The 9,835-nt window shown below is 68.5% G+C and carries 11 protein-coding genes and 4 pseudogenes; 7 read left to right on the plus strand and 8 right to left on the minus strand.

Annotated elements, in window-relative coordinates:
* The 3 genes and pseudogenes from ACFU8Q_RS34760 to ACFU8Q_RS34770 form a co-directional block, all read right to left on the minus strand.
* Nucleotides 1-93: pseudogene (locus ACFU8Q_RS34760) on the minus strand (helix-turn-helix domain-containing protein); the annotation flags it as partial.
* 71 nt (nt 94-164) lie between these two features.
* Nucleotides 165-761, minus strand: coding sequence for an FxLYD domain-containing protein (locus tag ACFU8Q_RS34765; RefSeq protein WP_384462106.1), 597 nt, complete (start codon nt 759-761; stop codon nt 165-167).
* A gap of 337 nt (nt 762-1,098) precedes the next feature.
* Nucleotides 1,099-1,323 (minus strand): annotated as a pseudogene (locus ACFU8Q_RS34770) (transposase family protein); the annotation flags it as partial.
* Here ACFU8Q_RS34770 and istB point away from each other — a divergent pair.
* Nucleotides 1,315-2,070, plus strand: a pseudogene (gene istB / locus ACFU8Q_RS34775) (IS21-like element helper ATPase IstB). The pseudogenes ACFU8Q_RS34770 and istB overlap by 9 nt on opposite strands.
* Before the next feature lie 18 nt (nt 2,071-2,088).
* On the opposite strand, the gene ACFU8Q_RS34780 reads toward istB, so the two are convergent.
* The gene (locus tag ACFU8Q_RS34780) at nt 2,089-2,625 is read right to left on the minus strand and encodes a 2'-5' RNA ligase family protein (RefSeq protein ID WP_384462109.1); all 537 of its coding nucleotides are present in this window, start codon (nt 2,623-2,625) and stop codon (nt 2,089-2,091) included.
* Nucleotides 2,626-2,766: 141 nt separating this feature from the next.
* Here ACFU8Q_RS34780 and ACFU8Q_RS34785 point away from each other — a divergent pair, with 141 nt between their 5' ends.
* Entirely contained in the window at nt 2,767-2,973 is a 207-nt protein-coding gene (locus tag ACFU8Q_RS34785) for a DUF5999 family protein (protein ID WP_384462112.1), read from the plus strand.
* Here ACFU8Q_RS34785 and ACFU8Q_RS34790 read toward each other — a convergent pair.
* On the minus strand, nt 2,954-3,337 hold the full coding sequence (locus tag ACFU8Q_RS34790) for a hypothetical protein (RefSeq protein WP_384462115.1): 384 nt from the start codon (nt 3,335-3,337) through the stop codon (nt 2,954-2,956). The genes ACFU8Q_RS34785 and ACFU8Q_RS34790 overlap by 20 nt on opposite strands.
* A gap of 67 nt (nt 3,338-3,404) precedes the next feature.
* Nucleotides 3,405-3,719: a hypothetical protein gene (locus tag ACFU8Q_RS34795; RefSeq protein ID WP_384462117.1), complete on the minus strand. Its 315-nt coding sequence runs from the start codon at nt 3,717-3,719 to the stop codon at nt 3,405-3,407.
* 459 nt (nt 3,720-4,178) lie between these two features.
* On the opposite strand from ACFU8Q_RS34795, the gene ACFU8Q_RS34800 reads away from it, so the two are divergent.
* The 3 genes and pseudogenes from ACFU8Q_RS34800 (at nt 4,179) to ACFU8Q_RS34810 (ending at nt 6,105) form a co-directional block, all read left to right on the plus strand.
* The gene (locus tag ACFU8Q_RS34800) at nt 4,179-4,775 is read left to right on the plus strand and encodes a dihydrofolate reductase family protein (RefSeq protein WP_384462120.1); all 597 of its coding nucleotides are present in this window, start codon (nt 4,179-4,181) and stop codon (nt 4,773-4,775) included.
* Nucleotides 4,776-5,161: 386 nt separating this feature from the next.
* A pseudogene (locus ACFU8Q_RS34805) lies at nt 5,162-5,284 on the plus strand (AAA family ATPase); the annotation flags it as partial.
* A gap of 26 nt (nt 5,285-5,310) precedes the next feature.
* Complete coding sequence (locus ACFU8Q_RS34810) at nt 5,311-6,105, plus strand: class I SAM-dependent methyltransferase (RefSeq protein WP_384462123.1); 795 nt, start codon at nt 5,311-5,313, stop codon at nt 6,103-6,105.
* A gap of 149 nt (nt 6,106-6,254) precedes the next feature.
* Here ACFU8Q_RS34810 and ACFU8Q_RS34815 read toward each other — a convergent pair whose 3' ends face one another.
* On the minus strand, nt 6,255-6,515 hold the full coding sequence (locus tag ACFU8Q_RS34815) for a zeta toxin family protein (RefSeq protein ID WP_384462126.1): 261 nt from the start codon (nt 6,513-6,515) through the stop codon (nt 6,255-6,257).
* A gap of 273 nt (nt 6,516-6,788) precedes the next feature.
* Nucleotides 6,789-7,214 carry a DUF4357 domain-containing protein gene (locus tag ACFU8Q_RS34820; RefSeq protein ID WP_384462129.1) on the minus strand — a complete coding sequence of 142 codons (426 nt, stop codon included), beginning with the start codon at nt 7,212-7,214 and terminating at the stop codon, nt 6,789-6,791.
* 160 nt (nt 7,215-7,374) lie between these two features.
* Between ACFU8Q_RS34820 and tap the strand changes: the two genes are divergently transcribed.
* A complete protein-coding gene (gene tap / locus ACFU8Q_RS34825; protein ID WP_384462132.1) occupies nt 7,375-9,498 on the plus strand; it encodes a telomere-associated protein Tap in 2,124 nt (707 codons plus the stop codon).
* A gap of 3 nt (nt 9,499-9,501) precedes the next feature.
* Nucleotides 9,502-9,835 (plus strand): telomere-protecting terminal protein Tpg (gene tpg / locus ACFU8Q_RS34830; RefSeq protein ID WP_384462135.1); only part of this gene is annotated, 334 nt, incomplete at its 3' end.

Raw genomic sequence — 9,835 nt, forward strand, 5'->3', positions numbered from 1 at the left:
CGAAGCCCGGTAGTCCAGTCGGCCGCCACGGGTCGCGGCGTTGCGCCGCAGCTCCCGGGATACCGTCGATGGATCGCGGCCGAGACGTCGCGCGGGGCCGGTGTTGCATCCACTGGTTGAACCTGGCACCGGGTGACGGGGCGTCGGCACGCTCAGACGACGACCTACGACGCGTACCGGCTCACCTTCGTCACCTTGCACGTCACGTCACCCGAGACTTTGTCCAACGACTGCGCCTTCGTCTCCACCTTCTGCCCCGCGGCCACGTTGTTCGTCGCCGCGAGCGCTTCCCCCACCCGCGTCCCCGACTTGTCGAGGAACTCCACGCTGATGATGTAGTTCGACGTGTCCTTCGACCCGTTGTTGATCTCCACCATCGCGGACGGCCAGTTCGTCATGTCGTTGACCTCGCAGGCGTGCAACTTCACGTCCGCCTCCGGGCCCGTCGGCGCCTTCTTCGCCTTCTCGGCCGGCTTCTCCGCAGGGACACCCGCGGCCGGTGCGCTCTTCGCGGGCACTGCGACCGCCGTGCTCTCCCCCGTCGCGCTGACCTCGCTTACCGCGTTGGCGCCTATGACGGCCACAAGGGCGCCGCACCCCCCGAGCAGGACCAGGCCGCCGAGCACGGACAAGGTGACGATGAGCCCGGTGCGGGACTTCTTCGGCGGCGGCATCGGCGCACCCCACCCTGGCTGCTGCTGGGGCCACTGCTGATACGGCGGCTGCTGCGGCTGCTGGCCGGGCTGCGGCGGGTACGACATGGAATCCCCCCATGGGATGTACGAGTGTGAACGGACACCGTACGGCCTGACCGGAATGAACGACCCCAGAAGTGGTCAGATCGTGACGACACCGTGAGCGATCACCAGACGTCAGGGCCGCCCCCACGCCACTCGATCATCCCGGACAGGGGTACGTCGTCTTCGGTGATGTCGTCCATCCCGGCCCGGCGCAGGAACTCCGTCACGTCCCGGACGTTGTGCGCCAGGCCGGAGATCTCTCCGTCGAATCCTTCACCGGGCTGGACTACGCTACCGAGTCCACGTCCCGGCGCCTGGCCTACCTCGGCGACGCATCGACATTGAGCCTTTTCCAACCTCAGGTTGAGGTGTGATGAAGGGCGACGATGGCCTTCACGATGTCGGTGATCCGGTTGGTACTGCAGCGGAGTTTGCGCAGGAGGCGCCAGCCCTTCAGGGTGGCCATGGCTTGCTCGCCGAGGCAGCGGATCCTGGCGTGGGTGCTGTTGTGCTGTCGCTTCCACCGCTTGAGTCGTCGGCCGCGGAAAGGGACTCGGACCGGGCGGCCGGCGCCTTGGAGCCCGCCGCCGACGCGGCCATCGACGCAGCCTGCCGCAACCTGCGCCTGCCCACCATGCGGGGCCAGTTCTCCGAACTCGCCGACGCCGCACCCCGCGACCAGATGACCTACCGCGGGTTCCTGGCCGAGCTGCTGATGGCCGAATGCGACGACCGCAACCGCCGCCGCTCCGAACGCCGCAAAAAAGCCGCGGGCTTCCCCCGCGAAAAGGCGCTTCGCACATTCGACTTCGACGCGAACACCGCCATCGACCCGGCGGCCATCCATACCCTGGCCTCGTGCGACTGGGTCCGCAAAAGGACTGCCGCTGTGTCTGATCGGCGACAGCGGCACCGGCAAGTCACACCTGCTGATCGCGCTGGGCCGAGGCCGCGATGGCCGGCTTCCGGGTCAAGTACGTCCTGGCCACCAAACTCGTCAACGAGCTCGTCGAGGCCGCCGACGAAAAACTGCTGACCAAGACCATCCCACGCTACGGACGCGTCGATCTTCTCTGCATTGACGAGCCGGGCTATACGGAGCTGGACCGGCGCGGCGCTGAGCTGCTGTTCCAGGTTCTGACCGAGCGCGAGGAGAAGAACAGCATGGCCATCGCCTCCAACGAGTCCTTCTCTTCGTGGACCAAGACGTTCACCGACCCCAGGCTCTGCGCGGCCATCGTGGACCGCCTCACCTTCGGCGGCAACATCATCGAGACCGAGCGACTCCTACCGCCTCGCCCACACCAAGGCCCGGCAGGTCGGCGGCTGACCGACGACCACCAGAGGATCACCGGAGCGCGAACGATGCCCGCTGCTGCCACCTGGTTCCGTCGTGGACCATCAGATCGACCGACGACACACGGGCAGTGACGGGAAGCCGGCAGTGAAGGTCGGCCTCGGCCTCCTCCAGCACGGCATCGTCTTGCCCCTGGGCAATGGTCAGATGCGGGACGACCTCGTCGAACTGCCCGCCGAACGGCGGGGCCTCTGGCCACCGGTCCGCGATCGCCTCGGTGAGCCGCCGGAACGGGAGGTCCGGTTCGGGGACGAGATACAAGATCCCCGGAAATCGCCCGCAGTGCTCGAACCGGGTCTCGAAGGGCCGGTGACGCCCGATCACTTCTCCGATGGCAGCGCAAGCACCGTCGTCGATGCGGCTCTCGTCGAGAAACGGGAAGAGGACGGTGACATGGGCCGGAACACCCGCACGGGCTGAGGGGTCCAGCCGGTCACGCCACGCTCGAACAGCAGGTTCTGCCTCGGGGACCCTCACGATGAGTCCCGACTGCCTTGCTTGAAACTCACCGGAGTCGTCGCCTGCCATCGCTCATATGTATCAGCGAGCCCAGAACGACAGCGACCCGATTACGATCGCGGGCGGTTGAACCGGCGGTCGACACCCAACCCGATCCTCGCTCCGGTGGGGCCAATCGACTCGTTCACGACGAGCGCCCAAGATCGCTAATTGGGGCCAGCGGGCTCGTTCCCCTGGGGCCAATGGACTCGTTCGAAGCCACCCTGCCCCGGCGCGGGGGCGTCGGATCGCGACGCGGCCAGGACCGTGGCACTAGACGACGTTTTGGGCTGGGCCATGCTGTGCAACGGTCCGTCCCCGTGGTCTGGCCGTGCCCATGAGGCAGGCACAGGTGTAGTCAGCCCCAGTCGGCATTGATCCACGCGAGCAGGCGGGCGCGCTTCTTGTAGGAGCAAGGAGCGTAGACAGCGCCGGACGTGGCGTACGTTTCGGACCCGCCCCGCAGGTCGTGCCCGTAGTCGCTGGGGCCGTATTCGCCGTCGCGGTGGCCGTCCATGTCGTCGGCCCAGTCGAGGAGACCGAAGTCGAGGTCGAGGTTCTCGAGGTACCGGGCGGGGTCGGCCGGTTCTAGCGGTGTTGGACGACCGTCCGCCCCGGCGGTGAGCCGGTCTTCGAGGCAGCCGTCGGAGCGCACGGGCTGGCCCAGCCACCACCCGGCCAGGAACACGGCGTACAAAGTGGTGGCGGCGCCGAGGCGGCGCAGGGTTATCCAGGCAGGCATCGGGGGAGTGTCGCACGACACGAGGCCGGCGCCCGCGTCGGCGGACACCCCGGGCCACACCGCCTCTCTACCGCCAGTGGCCCTCGAACCACGCTCGCATGCGGGGGCGTTCGCTCGTGTCGTTGGTGCAGGCGACGGCGTAGGAGACGACCGTCTGGGACAGCCTGTCGTCGGCGCCCCCACGCGGGTTGTAGGGGGTTTTGTAGGCCGGGTCCGGCGTCGCCCGGCTCGAACGGCTCCCGCAACCCGGACACGCCGCACCGACCGCCGTACCCCGGACCTCAATGCGTATTGCCTCGTTGTCCACTGCCACCGACAGCACCGCCACGTCTGCGGTTGCTGGGAACAACAGCTCCTCCAGCCGGAGCAACGCCTCTTCCACAGTGCTGAACTGTCGGCCACGCCAAGATCGGCGCTGATCATTTTCAGGCAACTTCCGGAAGGTCGATCCGAGCGTCACCCATCACTCAGCGTGTTCCATTCACGGAAAGCGAGCCAGAACCCTTCAAGTGACAGCGTTTGTCAGCCGGTTTCAGCAGCGGCTGGGCCCTGACGCGCGTGCGAATGTCCACAAGATTTGGTTCTGGCACACATTCCGTGAGCGATCTTGAGTCCGGCCTGACCGGACCCCGGTGACACGTGGCCCGCGCAGCTCAACGACGCGCACGCCTGCGAGAGCCAGCAAGATCTTTCACGGAATGTGAGCCAGAACCCAAGATTTGACGGCACGGTGCTCGCGTAGTTATCGGGTGTCATGATCACACAGCGGCCTCGTACCCCGGCACGCCAACCGGCGACCCCGGGCCGCACCGCGACAGCGGACTGAAGGAAGGGAACTGGCGTGCGCAGACTCGTCCACTACATCGCCACCACTCTCGATGGATTCATCGCGGGCCCAGACGGCGCGGACCCCACCGGTCCGAACGGCTTCTGGCCAATACCGGAGGACTACATCCAGCACCTCGTGACCGAGTACCCGGAGACACTGCCCGTCCAGGCCCGGCAGGCACTGTCCGTCACGGCGGGGGGCACGCACTTCGACACTGTGCTCGAGGGGCGGCGCAGCTACGAGATCGGTCTTGCGGCCGGAATCACCGACGCCTACCCCCACCTGCGTCACCTGGTATTTTCCCGGACACTGACCGAGAGCCCGGACCTAGCCGTCGAACTGGTCGCCGACGACCCGGTGGCGACCGTGCGGGAGCTCAAGCAGCAGGACGGCAAAGACATCTGGCTGCTCGGCGGCGCCGAGCTGGCGGGCTCCCTGTACGCCGAGATCGACACGCTGATCCTCAAGATCGGCCCGCTGACCATTGGCGACGGGATCCCGCTGTTCTCCCGCAAGGCCGCTTTCGATCCGCGCACCTGGACACTCGCCGACCACACCGTCCTCAAGGGCGGCGCAGTGTTCCTCACCTACATGCGCGTTAACGACTGAGCGCTCCAGGCGGGCGGCGCTTGTCCGGGGCCGGACGCGCGGACGCGCTCAGAGGGTCACGCAAGCGCCGCCGTGGCCGCAAGCCAGGCCGTGGACGTAGCACTCTCCTTTTCAACTGTCGCTGGCTCCCCGAGGAACCCAGCCCGCTGGTGACCTTGCGTGATCCCCTGGGGCGTATCGGCTCCATGTTCCGCCGGTCTCGTTGCGGAGCCGGGTGGTGGTCTTGTCGTGGTAGCCGAGCGCGTCGGCGACGACGGGGGCGGGCAGTTCGAGGAGACCGGTGGCGGCAGGCGGAGCTGGGGACGCCCGGCGACACGCTGCTGCACCGGGTCGCCCGGACACTGGTCAGGTCCCGGGAGCCCCTGACCCGCACGGCGATCGTGGAGCGCCTGGGCGAGGCCGTCGTCGACCGGCTCACCTTCGGCGGCAACCTGATCCAGACCGGAACCGACTCCTACCGCCTCGCCATCTCCCAGGCCCGGGCCGCCGCACAAGACAACACCGGCTGAGGATGCCAGGCCGCTATCGTCGCCAGATGGCCGAAGATCTTGAGAAGTTCAACACCGCGATGACCACCTGGCAGGAGTGGCAGGACGCCCCCTGGGGCCGACTGCGCTACTCGATCGCTGAGGCAAATCTGCTCCGTCACCTTGGCGCCGTGGGCGGCGAATCGCTGCGGATACTCGACCTCGCCGGCGGCGACGGCGGAGACGCCATCCGCCTCGCGGCCCGCGGGCACCGTGTCACCATCGTTGACTACGCACCCGCCATGCTCGCAGCGGCCACCGAGCGAGCCGTGGCAGGCGGTGTGACGGAGCTGATCAACTGCGTCGAGGCCGACGCGACCGATCTGCCCCGCGACCTCGCCAACGGGGAATTCGATGTCGTGCTCTGCCATAACCTCCTGCAATACATGGACGACGTCCCAGGCACTCTCGCCTCGGCACTCTCCCCGCTGAAGGCCGGGGGCCTGATCTCCGTCATGGCGATCAACCGGCATTCGGCGCCCTTGAACATCGCCGTCCGGGAGATGGACCCCTCGGCCGCACTCGCCGCACTCGACACCGATCAGGCGCGGACGCAGATGTTCAACTCGGCGTTGACGCTCCACACAGCTGAAGAGATCATCCGCACCCTGCGGGAGCTCGGATGCCGGGACATCGCCCACTACGGCATCCGCAGCTTCTGCGACTACATCACCGACGACGCACGCAAGCACGAACCGGACTTCTACGCAGCCCTCGAACGCCTCGAACTCGCCACCACCGCCCGGCCGCCCTACATGCACACTGCCCGGGGTTTCCAGCTCACCGCCTGGAAACCGAGCTAGGGATCACCCCTCCGCGGTGTCAGTTCTCAGGTTCTGGCACACATTCCGTGAAGGATCTCGCCGGCTCTCGCCAGCAGTAGGCGCGCGCGTCATGTGAGCTGCGCGGACCGCACGTCACCGGGGTCTGGTGAGGTCGGACTCAAGATCGCTCACGGAATGTGTGCCAGAACCCACGACCCGTGAACAAAGCCACCCAGGGCCTCCTCCGCCACCACGTCGAACCGGCACGCGCGGGCATAGCCTTCGACCTCGGCCTGCCAACGGTAGGTCTCCGGCCGCACCCGCACCCCGGCCGTGCGCACATCCTCAGCCAGGAACCCCTGATAGTGCGGATGGATTGCTTTGTAGGCATCACGCTCCACCCGCACCGCACCACCGCGCCGATCAAGGGCCGCGTGAACCAGGTCCATCACCAGGGTCTTGCCGCTGCCGGCCTGCCCAGACCACCACGGGCCGCACCTGGGATGCCGCGCCCCGAACAGCGGCGCCCGAGAGCATCGCTGCCGCAAGGTCCCTTGGGGGCCTGGTCGCCAGCCAGGTCCACGGTTGCTCCCGGAACCGGTGCCGGGAGAAGGGGGTGGAACGGCAAGCTCACGTACTCCTCCGCGGACAGATGACGGTTGCGGGCTACGGGGTGTGGGACCGGGACGGGCCGTCGAAGGCTGTGTCCGTGAGTGGGCTGGTCAGTCCTGCTGCAGTTCGTTGCGCAGCGCATCGAGGGTGCGTCCATCCGCGGTGCGCCACAGCGTCCAGCCATTGATAGGGCTTCCCGTGACTGCGATCGCAGCCTTCGACGGCGAGGTGTAGGGCGTGGGATGGCCTTCGACAATCAGTCGGCCCTCAGCCGTCACCGTGGCCGTGGCCTGTCGGCCCGCCCGCCGTTGCTGGAACGACAGAACGTCCCCGGGCTGCAGCAGGCCTTGCAGCAGCAGCTCGGCCAGCGGACCCTGCGGGGCGACCGCTTGCCCGGCCGCCGAATCCTGAGGGGGCGATGTGCTGAGCGGTGATGCGGTGTCGATGGACAGGGTGATGTGGATGGTCTCGTCCGGGGCGGCCGCAGCCAGCTTGGCCAGGAAGGACGAGTCGAAGTGAAGGCTCACGATGGGCACTTGGGCTCCTCTCGGTGACTGCCCTAGATCAACCGCTAACCGCTCCAAGTAACCGCTCCAAGCTCATAGTCGTTAGCAGATTCAAATTCCGAATGGGTTAAAGGGTCGGGTTAAATCTAAGGGCAAGTACTGCTAGTGTTCAGGGTGGAGGTAGACAGATATGGCATCCGAGGAAGAGCTGTTCGCGAACATCGACGCACTGCTGGCGGAGGAGCCGCAGCTCCCGCCCCCGGCCGAGCGCGCCCGACTGCGTGAGGCCGCCGGCATTACGCAGGCTCGCCTCGCGCAGGCCCTGAAGTCGACGACCCAGACGGTGAAGAACTGGGAGAACGGCCGTTCCGAGCCGAAAACGCCGCGCCTGGAGGCGTACCAGCGGCTGCTGAACGGCTGGGCGGCGAAGTACCCCGCCCACGGCGCCCCCGCCGCTGCGCCCGCCCCGGCCGCCCTGCCCCAGCAGGAGACGCCGGAGACCTTCACCGGCCCGGCCGCGACCGAGACGCCCGAGCCGGGGACAGCGGTGAAGGACCGCGCCGCGCCAGAGCGCCCCGCCCGCACAGCCGCGCGCCCGGCCACGCCGTCGCGGCGTCCGGCGGCGAAGAAGGCGGCGAAGCCAGCGGCCGACCCGCGGTTCCCGCACGGCCCGCTCGCCGTGCTGGACGGCGACGGCTCCGCGTACGGCATCGACGGCATCGTGCTGGACTGCCCGGCCACCACCGTGCCGGAGCTAGTGGAGTGGACCCTCAAGGAGTCCGGCCTCGGCGCCGCGAAACTCAACCGGTACGGCAAGGACAGCGACCCGCTGATCGTGCTCACCGCCGCGGCCGCCGTGAAGCTCGGACTGCCCGAGCGCCTGGAGGGCCACGAGCAGCGCCGCTCCCTGCGCTTGCCCGAGGACCACCCGGTGGTCAAGCAGGTGGCGAAGGCGAAGTGGCAGCTCACGCAGCGCGGGTTCGGCCCCTGGGCCCGGATCTACCGCAAGGCACAGGGCCGCGAGCGGCAGTGCGTGCAACTCGCGATCCTGTCCTGGGACGCCGTCGATGAGCGGTCCTGGCCCGGCGTCTCCGAGATGGAGCCGGCCGACGTCGCCCGCGTCCTTGGGGTGTACGCCCAGCGGGTCATCACCCCGCGCGGCTCCACCGCCGTCTCCGGCCTGGAGCTCATGACGGCGCTGCGCCCGCCGACGAAGGCCGTGCAGGACCCGGAGACCGGGAACTGGGTGTCCGGCTACAACGCGGGCTCCCTGGGGACGGAGCCGATGGACCCGGCGCCGCCGGAGGCCACCCCGGAACACCCCGTCGTCGTCAACAGCGGCTGGACCGGCGGGTTCCTGAACGAGGAGGCGTACCAGTGGGTGCGGTCGGTGGAGACGCTCACGGATGAGGAGTGCACGCTGCCCTTCGCGGTCGGCCTGGACCTCAACACCGCGTTCCTTGCCGCCGCCGCGCGGCTCACGGTGGGCCTGTCCGCCCCGGACCACTTCCACGGCCCGAAGTTCAACCCGAAGATTCCCGGGAGCTGGCTGGTGGACCTGTCCCACATCGGGCTGGATCCGCGCCTGCCCTCGCCGTTCACACCGACCGGTGAGCGCCCGACAGGACCTGCCTGGTACCAGACGCACACCGTCGCCTACGCCCAAGAGCTCGGGTACGACGTGCACCCGATCGAGGCGTACCTGCGCCGCGAGACCGGCGCGTACCTGGACCCGTGGCACGACCGGCTCAAGACGGCGTACGTCGACACCCTCGCCGACCTCGGCGTCACCCGGGACCTGGACGACCGGCAGTTCCTCGCCGCGATGGAGCGGCACAAGCAGGTCGACCCGGCCCTGGCCGCCGTCCTCTCGGTCATCAAGGCCACGGTCAAGGGCGGGGTCGGCAAGCTCCGCGAGCGCCCGCAGGGCAAGTCCTACAAGGAGGGCGAGCGGTGGCCGGCGCTGGAGCGGCCGACCTGGCGCCCCGACATCCGGGCCGCCGTCATCAGCAAGGCCCGGGTCAACATGCACCGCAAGCTCAACAACATGGCGAAGATGACGGGCCTGTTCCCGCTGGCAGTGCTGTCCGACTGCGTCGTCTACCCCTCGCCGGGGGAGAGCCCGCTGGACTTCCTGCCGTATGCCACCTCCGGCAAGCCGCAGCCCGGTGGTTTCCGCCTCGGGCCGACGCCGGGCCTGGCGAAGCTGGAGGGCGTCCAGTCGATGCTGTGGGCGGTCGACCTGATGGAGAAGGGCCTCAACCCGGCCCGCCACATCAAGGGCGGCGACGCCGTCCTGGACGAGGGAGAGTAACCAGTGGGAGAGATCGAGGACGCGATCGAGCGTGCCGACCGGGAGGCGTTCACCCGGGAGCCGCCCAAGACCCTCCAGGGCCGCATCAACTTCCTGATGAGGCAGCTGAAGACGACGCGCGCCGTGGCTGCCGAGCTGGGCGTGACCCAGCGGTCGGTGGAGCGTTACCGCAAGGGCGAGCGGAAGCATCCGCCGAAGGACATCGCAGCGAAGATCGACGACGCCGTTCGGTCCCGCTGGCAGCCCCAGGTCCGCAAGCGCCGGCGGAAGCAGGCCGCCGCCACCGGGATCACCGTGGAGACCCGGGCCCGGTTCGGCTACACCGCGCCGGTCGGCA

Source organism: Streptomyces sp. NPDC057543 (genome assembly GCF_042801895.1).
Classification (GTDB): Bacteria; Actinomycetota; Actinomycetes; order Streptomycetales; family Streptomycetaceae; genus Streptomyces.

Bases quoted from the DNA above. Each gene is read 5' to 3' on its own strand.
- ACFU8Q_RS34765 (WP_384462106.1), bottom strand. From the start codon at position 761: ATGTCGTACCCGCCGCAGCCCGGCCAGCAGCCGCAGCAGCCGCCGTAT.
- ACFU8Q_RS34780 (WP_384462109.1), bottom strand. From the start codon at position 2,625: ATGGCAGGCGACGACTCCGGTGAGTTTCAAGCAAGGCAGTCGGGACTC.
- ACFU8Q_RS34790 (WP_384462115.1), bottom strand. From the start codon at position 3,337: ATGCCTGCCTGGATAACCCTGCGCCGCCTCGGCGCCGCCACCACTTTG.
- ACFU8Q_RS34810 (WP_384462123.1), top strand. From the start codon at position 5,311: ATGGCCGAAGATCTTGAGAAGTTCAACACCGCGATGACCACCTGGCAG.
- ACFU8Q_RS34815 (WP_384462126.1), bottom strand. From the start codon at position 6,515: ATGGACCTGGTTCACGCGGCCCTTGATCGGCGCGGTGGTGCGGTGCGG.
- tap (WP_384462132.1), top strand. From the start codon at position 7,375: ATGGCATCCGAGGAAGAGCTGTTCGCGAACATCGACGCACTGCTGGCG.